Genomic DNA, 16,445 nt, shown 5'->3' on the forward strand with positions numbered 1-16,445 from the left:
CACGTACCCGGAGCGAAAGCGAGTCTGAAAGGGCGATTGAGTCGGTGGGGGTAGACGCGAAACTTAGTGATCTACCCATGGCCAGGTTGAAGTTGTGGTAACACACAATGGAGGACCGAACCGATAAACGTTGAAAAGTTTCCGGATGAGCTGTGGGTAGGGGTGAAAGGCTAATCAAACTGAGAAATAGCTCGTACTCCCCGAAATGTTTTTAGGAACAGCGTCGGGAATTGTATGATGGAGGTAGAGCTACCGATAGGACTAGGGGGAGTCACATCCTACCAAATCCTGACGAACTCCGAATGCCATTATACAGAACCGGCAGTGAGGGCTTGGGTGCTAAGGTCCAAGTCCGAGAGGGAAAGAACCCAGACCTTCCGCTAAGGTCCCTAAATCTAGATTAAGTTGAACAAAGGTGGTCCAGTTGCAGAGACAGCCAGGAGGTTAGCTTGGAAGCAGCTATTCCTTTAAAGAGTGCGTAACAGCTCACTGGTCGAGCGACAGGGCGTCGATAATAATCGGGCATCAAATCTAGTACCGAAGCGAAGGATTGGCAGTTTACTGCCAGTGGTAGGGGAGCATTCCAACGACAGTGAAGATCAGGCGTCAGCCTGGTTGGAGTTTTTGGAAAAGCAAATGTAGGCATAAGTAACGATAATGCGGGCGAGAAACCCGCACACCGTAAGACCCAGGTTTCCTGATCAACGCTAATCGGATCAGGGTTAGTCGGGACCTAAGGCGAACCCGAAGGGGGTAGTCGATGGCAAATGGGTTAATATTCCCATACTGGATGTACAGGTGATGGAGTGACGGAGTGATGAAAGGAACGCGCGGTGACGGAATACCGCGTTGAAGGTTGTAGGTATTGGACGGGTAGTTAAATGCGCCTGTTTAGCCGAAAGCCGATAGTACCGGGCGTCTACGGACAACCGGATAGTTTCCCTAAGGGCTTCCAAGAAAAACTTCTAGCGTCAAGAGTACATTCACCCGTACCGCAAACCGACACAGGTGGTCGAGGAGAGTATCCTAAGGTGCTCGAGTGAATCATGGCTAAGGAACTCGGCAAAATAGCCCTGTAACTTCGGGAGAAGGGGCGCCTCTGGTGACAGAGGCCGCAGTGAAGAGGCCCAGGCGACTGTTTAACAAAAACACATGGCTTTGCAAAGTTTAACGACTAAGTATAAGGCCTGACACCTGCCCGGTGCCGGAAGGTTAAGAGGGGGAGTTATCGCAAGAGAAGCTCTGAATCGAAGCCCGGTAACGCGGCCGTACTATACGGTCTAAGTAGCGAATTTCCTGTCGGGTAAGTCCGACCTGCACGAATGGTGTAACGATCTGGGCACTGTCTCAGCCATGAGCTCGGTGAAATGTAGTCGCGGTGAAGATGCCGCGTACCCGCAACGGGACGGAAAGACCCCATGCACCTTTACTGCAGCTTAGCATTGGTACTGGACAAATGATGTGTAGGATAGGTGGGAGACTATGAAGCGGGTTCGCCAGGATTCGTGGAGTCACTGTTGAAATACCACCCTTTGTTTGTTTGGTATCTAACCCTGAACAGGGGACATTGCTTGGTGGGTAGTTTGACTGGGGTGGTCGCCTCCAAAAGGATAACGGAGGCTTCCAAAGGTTCCCTCAGTACGCTTGGTAACCGTACGAGGAGCGCAATAGCATAAGGGAGCTTGACTGTAAGGCCGACAAGCCGAGCAGGGTGGAAACACGGGTATAGTGATCCGGCGGTTCTGAATGGAAGGGCCGTCGCTCAAAGGATAAAAGGTACGCTGGGGATAACAGGCTGATCTCCCCCAAGAGCTCATATCGACGGGGAGGTTTGGCACCTCGATGTCGGCTCGTCACATCCTGGGGCTGAAGAAGGTCCCAAGGGTTGGGCTGTTCGCCCATTAAAGTGGCACGCGAGCTGGGTTCAGAACGTCGTGAGACAGTCGGTCCTATCTGTGCGGCGTGGGAGTTGCGAGACTGACTTAGTACGAGAGGACCGGGTTGGACCGACCGCTGGTGTACCGGTTGTGATGCCAATTGCATTGCCGGGTAGCTACGTCGGGAAGAGATAAGCGCTGAAAGCATCTAAGTGCGAAACTCCCCTCAAGATGAGACTTCCAAACAGGGCCGTCAGAGACGATGACGTTGATAGGCTACAGGTGTAAAGGCAGTAATGTCATAGCTGAGTAGTACTAATTGCCCGAAAGCTTACCGCTGTTTGTTACAGTTTCTGCCAAGACATGTTTCCCGATAACTATCGGGACTGAAGTACAAAGTACCAAGAAAGAACTTAAGATATTTACCTACTTAATGTAGGGTAGAATCAAGAGCAGAGAGACGAGAAACAAGAGCATAACTCTTGGATCTAAGATCTGGTATCTTGCCTCTATAAGATTTAGGCGGCCTAGCGCAGGGGTCCCACCTCTTCCCATCCCGAACAGAGAAGTTAAGCCCTGCCGCGCCGATGGTACTGGGGTTACACCCGGGAGAGTAGGTCGCCGCCACATTATTTAAGCCAGCTATAACAGCTGGCTTTTTTTTGTTAATCTCCTTCCTAGCATGTAGTGACCATGGCTGTTTCTGCCATAGCTTCGTAGGTGTAAAATTGAGATGGGGTCCAAGAAGAAACTTTTGGATGAAATCGAATGGATTCAGTGCCGAAAGCAAAGGGGTTACACCCGGGAGAGTCGCCCGCGATAATTATCGGGGGCCGCCACATTATTCAAGCCAGCTATAACAGCTGGCTTTTTTTTGCCTATTTTTTTACACTGCTTATTTATTTAATAAATAATTAGTTTAAATGTTGACTTTTATCATGTTCTATGGTGGAATTCATCATGAGCTACTAAAACTTTCAGAAATAGCTTTGGGGAAAGATTTTTACCATGAACCCCAGACCTATCCAAAAAACGTCATCTGACCTAATTGATTTAGATATCCATGGATATTCTAGCCATCGATTGGATCAAAGTTTTGACCCTAGAATGGGAGGAGTTAGAAGCCTAGAGGAAACAAATAATTGTAACCTTTTTGCCGTTAACCTAAATCAGGTGATGGATTGGCTACAAGATCATGATTTTCCGAAAGCTTTCGAAAAGGAACCTTGCTCAATTCCCCTGTTATTGTTTGTGCCTAATTTTTCTACGAAACATTTGCTCTTTCATTATGATGGAACAACACAGTCTGCAAACCTAATTAAGGGCTTCTTACAACTATTTCAGAATAAAATATCCAAAAGTAAAGCCACTGTAATATCACCTAGTTTTATTCCAAAATCTCGATTGAAGGAAGAACAAGAACTTATCGAAATGATATCTTCTGCCACTTCCGAAACAAGTTTCATCAAGCTCAATTTCTTAAAGATTGGAGATTTCTGGTCCTATGCCGTCAAGCATCAATGTACTTTGTTAGTAACTTCCAAAACCTATCAATTAGAACTCTCTAAAGTCTTGTTTAGCTTTTATGAAGGCTCTCTTTGGGATGATAACCTTTCGTTTTACTTGGCTCAATAACTAATGATAATTGTGATTATTAACCTGTTTTTTTGTACTTTATAATTGCAGTTTCATTTGAATAATATGAAATCTTCTTTAACACGTAATTCTATTAAGAAATGCTTCCATTGTGGAGAGGCTTGCGAAGAATTTATCGTTTGGGATGAAAGGGATTTTTGTTGCCAAGGGTGCAAACTCGTTTATGAAGTTTTAGCAGAAAATGACCTTTGCAGTTACTATGACTTAGAACAGTTTCCAGGTGAATCCCAAAAGCTGAAAAATTCCAGAGTTAATAAATTTGATTATTTGGATGATTTAGAAGTTCAAACTCAGCTCTTGGATTTTCAAAGTGAAAATGAAAACCATGTTACCTTTTTTATCCCCATCATTCATTGTGCTTCCTGCATATGGCTCTTAGAAAACCTCTTTCAAATCCATAGCGGGGTTATTTCAAGTAGAGTAGATTTTATAAAGAAGAAGGTTCAAATTCGTTTTAACCCTAATAAAATCACCTTAAAAGAACTGGTTACTTCCTTATCTACTATAGGATACGAGCCTAAAATCAGTTTATCTGATCAAGGTGGTAATGCGAAACCAGTTATTGATAAGAAGTTAATTTCTCAATTAGCAGTTGCTGGCTTCTGTTTTGGGAATATGATGCTATTTAGCCTGCCTGAATATTTTTCTGAAACACAGCTCCTTGGAGAGGGGTTTAGTAGTCTATTTAATTATTTGAACGTAGTCTTAGCTCTTCCTATAGTGTTCTATTCCGCTTTAAATTATTACCAATCTGCTTGGAATAGTTTAAAACAGAAAAAGATAAATATGGATGTGCCGATTGTCTTGGGCATTATTACATTATTTCTCTATTCCCTATGGGAGATTTTTGGGGCTGGAAATGCTGGTTATATGGATAGCCTAGGTGGACTTTTATTCTTCCTGCTCCTTGGTAAATTTTACCAACAAAAGACTTTTGCATCATTGGAGTTTGACAGAGACTTTAAGTCTTATTTTCCAATGGCTGTTACTCGATTGATAAAATCACAGGAGCAAGTAATACCCATTTCAAAATTGGAAGTGGGAGATGTAATTTTGATCAGAGATGAGGAGCTTATTCCTGCTGATGCAATATTACTAGATGATGCAGCAAGCATCGATTATAGTTTTGTGACAGGTGAAGAAATTCCCGTACCTAAAAGAAAAGGGGAGCTAATATATGCAGGAGGAAGACAAAAGGGAGAGCCTATCATGCTCACTATCCAAAAGTCACCTTCTCAAGGGTATTTAACCGACCTCTGGAATAACGAGGCCTTTGGAAAGGAAAAAGAAGGGAAACTTGAACCTTTAGCCAATAAGATCAGTGGAGTTTTTACCTGGGCTGTTTTATCGATCGCATTTCTTGCATTTGCATTTTGGGCGTCTCAAGAGCTATCTGTCGCAGTTAAAGTCTTTACTTCTGTTTTGATTGTCGCCTGTCCTTGTGCATTGGCTATGTCGACTCCTTTTACTCTGGGTAATACTTTAAGGATTTTTGGCAAAGGGAAGCTATACCTTAAGAACGCTAGCGTTATCGAGCATTTAGCTATAGTGGATACTTTGGTTTTTGACAAAACAGGAACCTTGACTTCTCCTTCCCAAGCTGTCATAAAATATCATGGTGAACCATTAACTGAAGAGACAAAATCTCTTTTGAAATCCATGGTATCCAGATCCTCTCATCCTTTAAGTAATCGAATAAATCACTGGCTTGGATCTCGCCCGATAGTACCAATCTCTAATTTTAAAGAAATTAAGGGATGCGGCCTCGAAGCAGAATACCAAGGTCAGCTGGTTAAAATAGGGTCACAGTCTTATACAGGAGCCCAAGATAAAGTTTATGTGGAAGATGGTAACCTAGTGTTTTTAGGAATAGGAGATCAAGTTTTGGGGTACTTACATATCCAATCAGGGCTTCGAGATCAATCTCCTGAGATGATTAAGAAACTGGCCGAACAATACGAAGTACATTTATTGACAGGAGATCAAAGTCATGAGGAAGTGACTCTGCGAAAGAAGTTTGGAGATCAAATCACTTTTAAATTTAACCAAAGTCCACAAGACAAGCTTCAATACCTTCATGCATTAAATAAAAGAGGGAAACATACGCTAATGGTGGGAGATGGTCTCAATGATGCAGGAGCACTGCAGGAAAGTGAAGTGGGAATAGCAGTGACGGAGCATATTAGTCATTTTTCACCAGCCAGTGATGCCATCATAGATTCTTCAATGATTTCAAAAATTCCTGATTTTTTGGGTTTTGCGAAAGTGAATAGACGAATCATTGTGTTGAGTTTCATTCTGAGCTTTGCTTATAATTTGGTAGGTATTAGCCTAGCTGTTCAGGGAGTCTTAAGCCCAGTAATTTGTGCTATTCTAATGCCTTTAAGTAGTATATCAGTCGTGTTATTTACGAGCCTTGCCACCAATTTAATTGGGGTGAAAAGGGGGCTGATCAAACTAAACAAGAACTAATATGGAAGTGATTTTTCTATTGATCGGTGTCAGTTTGATCCTAGCAGGGACATTCTTATATCTATTTTTCAAAGCAATGAAAGATGGACAGTTTGATGATGACTACACCCCTTCAGTGAGAATTTTATTTGATAGTAAACATAAAAAAGTGAAAAAAGATCAACCATCAAAACCTAATTCAAATGAATGATTCTACTTTAGAAACGTTCCATTATGACAATAAAATTGTCAAGTATTTTGGAGCCGCCACCATTATCTGGGGGATCGTAGGAATGCTGGTAGGGATATTAGCTGCTACCCAGCTATTTTTACCTGAGGCGAATTTGGGGAATCCCTATACTACCTTTGGTAGAATAAGGCCCTTGCATACGAATGCAGTCATCTTTGCATTTGTTGGTAATGCCATTTTCGCAGGGGTTTATTATTCCATGCCCCGGTTATTAAAAACCCCAATGTGGAACAAAACCTTGAGTTGGTTCCATTTTTACGGATGGCAGTTAATTATTTTGGCAGCTGCTATTACCCTTCCTTTGGGATTAACTACATCCAAGGAATATGCTGAATTGGAATGGCCCATTGATATTGCCATTGCTTTAGTTTGGGTTGCTTTTGGTGCCAATATGATTGGTACTTTAATTAACCGAAGGGAGCGTCATATGTATGTGGCCATCTGGTTTTACATGGCCTCTTTCGTCACCGTTGCTGTTTTACATATTTTCAACTCTCTAGCTTTACCAGTTGACTTCTTCAAAAGTTATTCTGCTTATGCAGGAGTTCAAGATGCTTTGGTACAATGGTGGTATGGACACAATGCTGTCGCATTTTTCCTGACGACCCCATTCCTAGGATTGATGTATTACTTCCTTCCTAAGGCAGCTAACAGACCTGTTTATTCTTACAAGCTTTCCATTGTCCATTTCTGGTCTCTCATATTCATTTATATGTGGGCAGGACCTCACCATTTGCTTTACACTGCCTTGCCAGAATGGGCTCAGGTTTTGGGTACAGCCTTTTCCATTATGCTGATTGCACCCTCTTGGGGAGGTATGGTTAATGGTTTGTTGACGTTAAGAGGAGCTTGGGATAAGGTGAGTAACGAACCAGTACTGAAGTTTATGGTTGTTGCTTTGACGGCCTATGGTATGGCCACATTTGAAGGCCCAATGCTTTCCCTTAAAAATGTCAATGCTATTGCTCACTATACAGATTGGATCGTAGCACACGTGCATATAGGTGGTTTAGGTTGGAATGGCTTCCTGACATTTGGTATGTTATACTGGATGTGGCCTAGATTGTTCAAAACAAAGATGTACTCGACCAAAATGGCAAATACGCACTTTTGGCTGGGAACCCTTGGTATTATTTTCTATGCCTTGCCGATGTATGTAGCTGCCTTGACTCAATTCTTAATGCTAAGAGAGTTTGATGAAATGGGTCGTTTGGCTTATGGAAATTTCCTTGAAACTGTAGTAGAGTTAGTTCCAATGTATATGCTGAGAGCACTAGGTGGAGTATTATACCTTAGTGGAGCTATCCTAATGGTTTATAATATGTGGATGACTGCTAAGCAAGGTGTTTTTCAGGAAACGGAAGAGGACGCTGCACCTGCTCTTGCCAAAAACTACAAGCCTGCTGGTGAATTCTGGCACAGAGCATGGGAAAGAAAACCAATTTTCTTTACAGTTTTAGCTACTGTTGCTATTGCAATTGGTGGAGCAATTGAAATTATCCCTACAATTCTTGTGAAATCAAATGTGCCTACAATTAGCTCTGTCAAACCCTATACTCCTTTGGAGTTAGAAGGCAGGGACCTTTACATTGCCAATGGTTGTGTGGGTTGCCATTCTCAAATGATTCGGCCTTTTAGATTTGAAACGGAACGCTATGGTGAATATTCCAAAGCTGGAGAATTCGTGTATGACAGACCATTCCTTTGGGGCTCCAAAAGAACAGGCCCTGATTTACATAGGGTAGGAGGAAAATATCCTGATAGCTGGCATTACTTCCATATGGAGGATCCACGAAGTATGTCACCAGGTTCCTTGATGCCTCCATATCCTTGGTTGAAGACAAATGAGTTAGATTATTCAGATCTCCCTGCAAAAATAAGAACCCTCCAAAAGTTAGGGGTTCCTTATCCAGAAGGTTTTGATCAGCAAGCTACGGCAGATTTAGAGTCTCAGGCAGCTGTTATTACAGCAAGCTTAAAAGATGCAGGCGTAGAAGTAATGCCAAATACTGAAATCGTGGCCTTGATCGCTTACTTACAAAGACTCGGTACTGATATTAAAGCCACAGCCACCAATAACCCTTAATTGAAAAGTCATGTATAAAGAAGTTTTAAGATCCATAGAGAACATCGAAATCTATCCAGTGATTTCCTTGCTGATTTTTGTGATATTCTTTGTGATCATGTTTATCTGGGTATTAACAGTGCCCAAGAATTACATTGATCATATGAAGTCATTGCCAATGGAAGAGGATGAAATAACTAAGAAAGAGCCATGAAAAAGATACTAACCTTTATGATGGCATTTGTTAGCCTTTTGGGAACAAATGCTGTTTTCGCCCAATCTGAATCCAATTCCATGATGGCTAAATTGTCTGAAATGGATAGCAATCAGTTGACCGTGCTAATCATCATGGGTGTGATCCTTGGGATCATCGTATTATTGCTAATTCTCATCATTTACTTGATGTCATTTATTACGACAGTCTTTAGAAGAGAGAATCCGGCCATGGCGGCAGAACCAACATGGTGGGAGTCATTTAAAGAGAAGTTTATTACAGGGGATGTTGAGGAAGAGGCAGTTGAAAAGAAAGAAATGTCCGATCACTCTTATGATGGGATTACGGAGTTGGATAATTTCATGCCCCCTTGGCTTCAATATGTGTTTTTGTTTACTGCCATCTTTGGGGTTGCTTACTTTATCAACTACTCTGTATTGGGCTATGGCAAAACAGGTATAGAAGAATATGAGGAGGAGCTTAGAATTGAAGCAATTGCTTCTGAAGAACGAAAAGCAAATGCAGTTGCTGGTATCGACGAAACAACCGCCGTCTATGATGAATCTTCAGGTGCATTAGCTGTTGGTAAGTCAATTTTCGAAACCAATTGTGCTGCTTGTCATGCTGCTGATGGAGGAGGAGGAGTTGGTCCGAACCTCACAGATGAATATTGGATTCATGGAGGGACTATCAAAGATTTATTCACAGTCATCAAATATGGCGTTGTGAGTAAAGGGATGGTTCCTTGGCAGGATCAGTTGAGCCCAGAAGAAATTCAAAATGTAGCCAGTTATATTTTGAGCTTAGAAGGGACTACACCTGCTAATCCAAAAGCTCCGCAAGGTGAAATTGTAGGTGCTTCATCAGAGGTAATACCAGCAGAAACACCGGATAGCACTGCTGTCGACGGTCAGGCTGATACCTTATCAGTTGAATCAGAATGATTAACAATAGCTGGGAGAAGTTAACTTCTCCCAGCATAAATATGCCTTAATTATGGCCAAAAAAAATCCACATTTAAATCCGGAAAACTTCCGTGACTCTTTGGCAACTGTCCAAGATGATGGCAAGAGAAACTGGGTTTATCCCAAAAAGGTTAAAGGATTATTCTATAAATACAGAACTTACCTGTCTTGGTTACTTTTGGCGATTTTATTTGCAGGGCCATTTATTAAAGTGGATGGAAGGCCATGGCTCTTGTTCAATATATTTGAAAGAAAGTTTATCATTTTTGGAGCTGTTTTCTGGCCGCAGGATACTTATTTGCTAATCTTTCTTCTTTTGATTTTTTTCTTATTTGTCATTCTTTTCACCGTGGTTTTTGGTCGTGTCTTCTGTGGATGGGCTTGCCCGCAGACACTGTTTATGGAAATGGTTTTCCGTAAGATTGAATATTGGATTGAAGGGGATGCCAATCAGCAGCGGGCACTAAACAATGCTCCTTGGAATTCAGAAAAGATTATTAAAAAGGGAGGTAAAACGCTGATCTTTGCCTTGATCTCTTTGATGATTGGACATTTGGTGATGGCTTATTTGATAGGTGTGGACCAGGTGATAGAAGTAGTTACCCAGCCACCTTCAGCTCATATGGCCGGATTTATTGGTCTAATAGCTTTTTCGGGAATTTTCATGTTTGTGTTTTCTTGGTTTCGGGAGCAAGCTTGCTTGGTAGTTTGTCCTTATGGAAGACTTCAAGGGGTTTTATTGGATGATAATTCCATTAATGTAATGTATGATTTTGTGAGAGGAGAGCCTCGGGGACCCATTCGAAAAACCAAGTTAGAGGAAGAACCTAAAGGCGACTGTGTAGACTGCAATTTATGCGTTCAGGTATGTCCTACCGGTATAGATATCCGTAATGGCATTCAAATGGAATGTGTCAATTGTACGGCTTGTATTGATGCATGTGATGAGGTGATGGAGAAAGTTGACAGACCTAAAGGCTTGATCCGATATGCTTCAAATAATAGTATAAAGAAAGGTTTTCAGAAATTGATTACAGGAAGGGTTAAAGCTTATTCTGTAATATTATTGATTTTAGTAGGAGCATTTATCGCTTTGATTTCTACCCGTGAGCCAATCAATGGAACTGTAACTAGATTTCCTGGTATGACTTTTCAAGAAAGGGAAGATGGTAGAGTTTCTAACTTGTATGAAATCACTTTGATAAATAAGACTTTTGAACCACAAAAAGTGGTCCTCGAGCCACTTGCTGAAGGGATGGATTTAGAGGTTGTTGGAGATACTCACTGGACTCTAGAGCCTCAGTCAAAGTTTGAGGGAAGGTTTTTTCTAGTTAGAAATCAGAGTGATGTAAAAGTAAATCAAGAGGAGGTACATTTAAAATTGAGTGCAGAGGGAGAAGAGTATGGGGACATTAAAACTAATTTCATGGCTCCAGTAAATAAATAGCTAAAAGAATTGATATGAATTGGGGAAAAGGAATCATGTTATCCATTATAGGATTTATTTGCGTCGTCATGACGATGGTGGTAATATCTGTACGAATGGATGGGATCGAGCTGGTTACAGATAGCTATTATGAAAAGGAAATTGTCTATCAAAATCAAATTGATAAAGAACAGGTTACTCTGGATCAAGGAAAGGATGTGATCAGTCTTAATTCGCAAAAAAAGGTTGTTCTGATAGATTTGCCCCATGGGGTGAAAGGAACTTTGCATTTGTACCGACCATCGGATGTTAGCCTTGATAAAATCTTACCGTTACAGGGGAAAGAAAATGGTAAAATCGAGGTTCCGGTTGGGAAACTTAAGGCAGGGTATTGGAAAGCTCAATTGAATTGGGAAGAGAATGGCGTAGCTTATTACCAGGAAAAGAAAATGACTTTTTAAGATGCTTTGGACTGCTATAGTTTTAGGGTTTTTAGGTTCATTCCATTGCGTAGGAATGTGCGGTCCTATTGCCTTGGCAGTTGGGGGTTCAAACAAGAATACTTTTCTTTTAAAGAAGATGATCTATCATTTCGGACGTAGTTTAACGTACGCCTTATTAGGATTGATTGTAGGAAGTTTGGGGTTTTCTTTGGCCTTGGCAGGAATACAACAAGGCTTATCTATTGCCATGGGTGTGGCAATTGTGATTTTGGCGATTAGCTTTAAAAAGTCTGATCTATTAATGGAGAAATCATTTTTTTCCAACTTTATCCTTTGGATAAAAAGAAAGCTGGGATTCTATATTAAATCTGGAAAAACTTCTGCCTATTTGACTACAGGGATGATCAATGGACTATTGCCTTGTGGTATGGTCTATATGGCACTTGTAGCAGCTTTAGGGATGCAAAATCCCTGGACAGGGGCAGCATATATGTTTTTCTTCGGGCTAGGAACTATACCTCTATTGCTAATACTCATGTTTTCTGGCAGTCTTTTTTCAATTCAAACCAGAGTAAAACTCCAATCTTTGATTCCTTATTTGGGAGTCTTAATTGGAGTGTTATTTATTTTTCGGGGTTTAGGTCTTGGAGGTTTTGGTTTGAGCCCTGAAATCCAACTTTATGAGTATGGCACCCAACAAGTTGAAATAACTGTTTGCCGTTAGATAGCCTTGCTAAAAAGCTGTCTTTGGGTTTTGCTTTCAGCGAGTTTTAGGTCAAACTGCATGCAGATATGCCTGATCACCGCGATCCCTTGAGAATTCACCTTTAGCTTACTTTTATCTATTGAAAGTAAACCTTCCCATTGCATCTCTTTTAGGTTGAAGATTTGTTTTTCATTTAAACTTTCCCAGATATCTAAAGGGATTTCTGCTTGGTGTTGACAAATAATATCCAATATAATTTCACGTACAATGATATCTTTTTCACTCAAGAGATGACCTTTTTGAAAAGCCCAGGAGTCATTATTTATCATACCCTGATATGCCTCAATGTTTTTCTCATTCTGTGCATAGGCCAAATGAATATCGCTGATACTACTAGCTCCTAATCCAATAAGGATTTTAGAGGGAGAAGTGGTGTATCCCATGAAGTTTCGATGTAAGGTGTCGTTTGTTTTGGCAGTATAAAGAGGGTCGTTAGGAAGCGCAAAATGGTCCATTCCTATTTCTCTATAACCTATTTTGATCAAATTTGCTTTACCAAATTCATATAACTCTCTTTTTTGATTGTCATTGGGTAAGTAGCTTTCATAGCTTTTTTGTGCTGGAAAAACACTTGGAAGATGTGCGTAGGAATAAAAGGCAATTCGATCTGGACGCAACATCTTAACTTTCTCGAAAGTAGTGTATAAGGTGTCCAATGTTTGATGAGGAAGCCCATAAATGAGATCGAAATTAACCGATTGATACCCTGTTTGCCTAGCAATTGTAGTGGCTTCTTGGACTTTCTCAAATGGCTGGATTCTATGAATTGCTTGCTGAACTTTCATATCAAAATCCTGAATCCCATAGCTGACCCGATCAAAGCCTAGTTTATGTAATTCTTCCAAATGCTCTAAGGTGGTATTGTTGGGGTGCCCCTCAAAACTGAATTCGGCATCATCCATAACCTCCGAGGAATTTAGAATTTCTTGAAGGAAAAAAGAAAGTGATGAAGGTTTGAAGAAGGTTGGAGTTCCACCACCCAAATGTATTCCTGCGAGTTTTGGTTTTTCGCTAAATAGCTCAAGGTATCTTTTCCATTCTAATAGGATGGAATTTAAATAAGGTATTTCTACCTCATGATTTTTTGTGATCCTCTTATTACAACCACAATAAGTGCAAAGACTCTCGCAAAAAGGAAGGTGTATATAAAGTGTAATCCCTTTACTTTTTCCATAAAGTTTAAATGCTTCTTTCACTTTGTTTTCCCAATCCTCTGAACTGATATTGTTATCCCAAAGGGGGACGGTTGGGTAGGAAGTGTACCTTGGTGCAGGTTTATTGTACTTTTGAATTAATTCTGGGGATAGCTTCATTCCATTCTCTTTTTACAAAAATGGGGAGAAGCAAAGTAGGATTCAGTGACCAGATTAAGTCAAAAACCTGATTAAAATCAGTTATTGGATAAGGTTAGTTTGAATTAGTAAGAAGGTGGGTTTTTCTTTAATCCAATAAGAAATTGTTCAAGAAACTACTTTTCAGTAAGAGCCAAATAAAGAATAGAACCATACCCCAGAATAAATAAACCCGATAGTAATCTGAGGTTTCTTTATATCTGTTTTCCAGGATTTCTGCTTTTTCCATAGTATCAATCCTGTCAAAAATATTATTCAATGTACCTCCATCAGAAGCTCTGAAAAATTCACCATTTCCAATTTTGGCTATTTCCCTAAGATTAGTTTCATCAAGATAGCTTTCTACCATCTGAGGTCTTCCAAAAAAGTCTGTTCCATAGGGTACCATTCCATCTTTACCTACCGCGATGGTGTAAATCTTAATGTCTAGTGCAGAAGCCAGTTGAGCAGCAAATAAAGGGTCTACATTACCAGCATTACTTTCACCATCACTTAGCAATATTAATACCTTAGAAGCAGATTCAGATTCTTTCATTCGATTGGTGGCAGATGCGATTGCCGAACCGATGGCAGTTCCTTTTGCTTCCATCATGTTGAAGGAAATATCTTGAATGAGGTCAGTGAGTAATTTGTAATCATTGGTAAGTGGAGCCAAGGAGTAGGCTTCACCAGCAAATACCACCATACCTATTCTATCACCAAAACGACCATTAATAAAGTCAATCGCTGTAGCTTTAGCAGCTTCCAGTCGATTGGGTTTAAAATCCTGCAAATCCATGGATTCTGAAATATCCATGACTAGCATGATATCAATACCTTCAGTAAATTGTTCTACTCTTTCATTACTTTTTTGCGGTCTTGCCAAAGCAATAATGACCATTATCAGAGCTAGGAAGAAAAAACCTGTAGGTATTAACCTAAGGTAAGTCCAAGGGTTATTATTGGCTACCTTTTTAGGCAGAGAAAGCTCCAGAACCGGGTTCTTTAAGAATTTGACAAACTTTCTAAAAAGCATCAACAAAGGAATGATCCAAAGTAGATTAAGAACCCAAAGATTAGCCCATTCGTAGGTTTTTAAGGTCTCTGGAAAAAACCAAGACCAGCTAAAGAATTCAGCTATTTGCTCTTGCATGATCCAGTTTTTTTAATTTTTCTAAATGCTTTTCTTTTGCGACTTGAAGTAGGAAGTCGGTAGCCTCATTGCTTTTTTCGGTTCCCCCTGCGTAAATAATCAAATCAATGGCTCGGAGTGCCTTAAATACTTCCTGATCTCCCATTTTTTCACCAATCTCACTTGAAGTCCATTCTTGGAACGGTTGCTTTGTAAGATGTTCCATGTAAGATTTCCATAGACCTTGAACTTCATCAGCACGTTGCAAAGTAGGATTGGCCTCCAAGTCTGAGGTTTGCTTTTTCCAATCCTTTTCAAATTTATTCCAGCGTCTTTTCTCCCTGCGATCTTTCAATAATCGTTTGATTCTATCCGCAAATAAGAAATAGAAGACAATTAGAAGAAGAAGAACTCCTCCCAAAACGACTGCAATAACAATCCAATTAGTAGGTTTTTCTAAAGGCTGATAAACGTTGTTTTCTCGAAAAGCAGGCTTTTCAGGAATACTGTCCAAAGTTAATTTCAGCTTAAGTTCAGCCTCCAGCGGGAAATGAGTTATACTGTCATATCTGGCAATCTCATAAACAGGAAGAGATAGGTAAACACTGGGTTCCAGAGAGAAGTTTGAAACATAATAGATCGAACTATCTTGTGTTATACCCTCTGCAGTGCTAGAAATAAATGTCTTTTTCTCCAAAAGAACCAATGGAGAAAAGTCATATACAGAATCAGGAAAAATTAATTGTTTATCTTCTGGGTAGGTAGCTTTTAGTACATACCCAACACGTTCTCCTAATTTGGCAGAATCTTGAAGGAAATACCCATTCACATTTACTTCTTGCGCAAAAGTGATGATTGGGAAAAAGAATAAAAGAAGTGTCTTGCTGATTTTACCCACGCTTCATTCTTTTATTTCGGTATTTGAATAATTCAATCAAAGGCGCTACAATATCATCTGAAGTATCGATTTTGAGATAGTTAATCTGATTTTTCTTACAGATTTCTTGCAGGTTTACCCTTTCGGAAGAAAAAGTATCTGCAATTTTTTTAGAAAAACTTCCAAAAGCAGTATTAACCCACGTGGTCTTGCCTTCCTCTTTGTCATAAATAGGGATTATTCCCAATGCAGGTAAGGCAGATTCCCTGGGATCTGTAAGTTGGATAGCGACTAAGTCATGTCGCTCTGCCAATGCTCTAAAGGGCCTTTCATAACCCTCATCAATAAAATCTGATATCACAATAATGACACTTCGTTTTTTGATCATGTTCAGAGAGAAGGTAAACATGGAGTTAAGGTCTGTCTTGTAAGACTTGTTTTCATGGTCAAAAATTCCCCTGATGATTTTAACTCCTTGTTTTGGGCCTTTTCCAGGCATGATGATATTTTCTTTCTGATCAGAATAACTGATCAAAGCTACCTGACTACCATCAAAAACTGCTGCAAGATTTAAGACTCCTGCAATAATTTTACCCTGATCAATCTTCTTATTACCTGCTTGGCCAATATCTTGACTCCCGCTGATATCTAATAAAAAGTATACACATTGATCCTTATCTTCTCGGAAAGTCTTTACGAAGGTGCCATGACCTTTTGCTGATACTTTCCATTCGATGGTTCTGACGTCATCACCATACTGATATGGACGCAAATCATCAAATTCTAGACCCGAACCTTTGAACAGAGATTGGTAATCTCCTTGAAGGTGGTTGTTAGCCACTTTTCGGATCATTATCTCATATTTTCGAAGTTTACTGAATAGTTGATTCATTCCGGGTGATTTGAACCGCCTAAGTTAAAGTACTAGGACGAATTATAAAATCTGAGTTATATAAAGGGAGAAGGAAATATCCGTTAAAAAACCATAATTT

Annotated in this window: 13 protein-coding genes and 2 rRNA genes (1 of these 15 cut by a window edge); 11 read left to right on the forward strand and 4 right to left on the reverse strand. The window is 40.3% G+C overall.

Features of this window, described 5'->3' with window-relative positions; genetic code table 11:
* From ALPR1_RS06995 to ALPR1_RS07045, 11 genes are all read left to right on the forward strand, one after another.
* Window positions 1-2,216: ribosomal RNA gene (locus tag ALPR1_RS06995) — 23S ribosomal RNA — on the forward strand; it begins 641 nt to the left of the window's first position.
* Between the two features lie 179 nt (window positions 2,217-2,395).
* Window positions 2,396-2,507: ribosomal RNA gene (gene rrf / locus ALPR1_RS07000) — 5S ribosomal RNA — on the forward strand.
* Window positions 2,508-2,885: 378 nt separating this feature from the next.
* Window positions 2,886-3,512 (forward strand): hypothetical protein, encoded by a 627-nt coding sequence (locus ALPR1_RS07005; protein WP_050776372.1) that lies wholly within the window; start codon window positions 2,886-2,888, stop codon window positions 3,510-3,512.
* 66 nt (window positions 3,513-3,578) lie between these two features.
* A complete protein-coding gene (locus ALPR1_RS07010; protein ID WP_008199501.1) occupies window positions 3,579-6,005 on the forward strand; it encodes a heavy metal translocating P-type ATPase in 2,427 nt (808 codons plus the stop codon).
* A 1-nt stretch (window position 6,006) separates the two neighbouring features.
* On the forward strand, window positions 6,007-6,195 hold the full coding sequence (gene ccoS, locus ALPR1_RS07015; RefSeq protein WP_008199503.1) for a cbb3-type cytochrome oxidase assembly protein CcoS: 189 nt from the start codon (window positions 6,007-6,009) through the stop codon (window positions 6,193-6,195).
* Complete coding sequence (ccoN, locus tag ALPR1_RS07020) at window positions 6,188-8,320, forward strand: cytochrome-c oxidase, cbb3-type subunit I (RefSeq protein ID WP_008199504.1); 2,133 nt, start codon at window positions 6,188-6,190, stop codon at window positions 8,318-8,320. Before ccoS ends, ccoN begins: the two co-directional genes overlap by 8 nt.
* Window positions 8,321-8,330: 10 nt before the next feature.
* Window positions 8,331-8,513 carry a hypothetical protein gene (locus tag ALPR1_RS07025; protein ID WP_008199505.1) on the forward strand — a complete coding sequence of 61 codons (183 nt, stop codon included), beginning with the start codon at window positions 8,331-8,333 and terminating at the stop codon, window positions 8,511-8,513.
* Complete coding sequence (locus ALPR1_RS07030) at window positions 8,510-9,457, forward strand: cbb3-type cytochrome c oxidase N-terminal domain-containing protein (protein ID WP_008199506.1); 948 nt, start codon at window positions 8,510-8,512, stop codon at window positions 9,455-9,457. The genes ALPR1_RS07025 and ALPR1_RS07030 overlap by 4 nt, the downstream gene beginning before the upstream one ends.
* Before the next feature lie 52 nt (window positions 9,458-9,509).
* Window positions 9,510-10,925, forward strand: coding sequence for a cytochrome c oxidase accessory protein CcoG (gene ccoG, locus ALPR1_RS07035; protein WP_008199507.1), 1,416 nt, complete (start codon window positions 9,510-9,512; stop codon window positions 10,923-10,925).
* A gap of 14 nt (window positions 10,926-10,939) precedes the next feature.
* Entirely contained in the window at window positions 10,940-11,365 is a 426-nt protein-coding gene (locus ALPR1_RS07040) for a FixH family protein (RefSeq protein WP_008199508.1), read from the forward strand.
* A gap of 1 nt (window position 11,366) precedes the next feature.
* Window positions 11,367-12,071 carry a sulfite exporter TauE/SafE family protein gene (locus tag ALPR1_RS07045; RefSeq protein ID WP_008199509.1) on the forward strand — a complete coding sequence of 235 codons (705 nt, stop codon included), beginning with the start codon at window positions 11,367-11,369 and terminating at the stop codon, window positions 12,069-12,071.
* Here ALPR1_RS07045 and hemN read toward each other — a convergent pair.
* From hemN to ALPR1_RS07065, 4 genes are all read right to left on the reverse strand, one after another.
* Window positions 12,068-13,426 carry an oxygen-independent coproporphyrinogen III oxidase gene (gene hemN, locus ALPR1_RS07050; protein WP_008199510.1) on the reverse strand — a complete coding sequence of 453 codons (1,359 nt, stop codon included), beginning with the start codon at window positions 13,424-13,426 and terminating at the stop codon, window positions 12,068-12,070. The genes ALPR1_RS07045 and hemN overlap by 4 nt on opposite strands.
* A 127-nt stretch (window positions 13,427-13,553) precedes the next feature.
* Window positions 13,554-14,597 carry a vWA domain-containing protein gene (locus tag ALPR1_RS07055; RefSeq protein ID WP_008199512.1) on the reverse strand — a complete coding sequence of 348 codons (1,044 nt, stop codon included), beginning with the start codon at window positions 14,595-14,597 and terminating at the stop codon, window positions 13,554-13,556.
* The gene (locus ALPR1_RS07060) at window positions 14,578-15,474 is read right to left on the reverse strand and encodes a hypothetical protein (protein WP_008199513.1); all 897 of its coding nucleotides are present in this window, start codon (window positions 15,472-15,474) and stop codon (window positions 14,578-14,580) included. Before ALPR1_RS07060 ends, ALPR1_RS07055 begins: the two co-directional genes overlap by 20 nt.
* Window positions 15,467-16,345: a DUF58 domain-containing protein gene (locus ALPR1_RS07065; protein WP_008199514.1), complete on the reverse strand. Its 879-nt coding sequence runs from the start codon at window positions 16,343-16,345 to the stop codon at window positions 15,467-15,469. The genes ALPR1_RS07060 and ALPR1_RS07065 overlap by 8 nt, the downstream gene beginning before the upstream one ends.
* Between the last annotated feature and the right edge of the window lie 100 nt (window positions 16,346-16,445).

It is taken from the genome of Algoriphagus machipongonensis, from assembly GCF_000166275.1.
Classification (GTDB): domain Bacteria; phylum Bacteroidota; class Bacteroidia; order Cytophagales; family Cyclobacteriaceae; genus Algoriphagus; species Algoriphagus machipongonensis.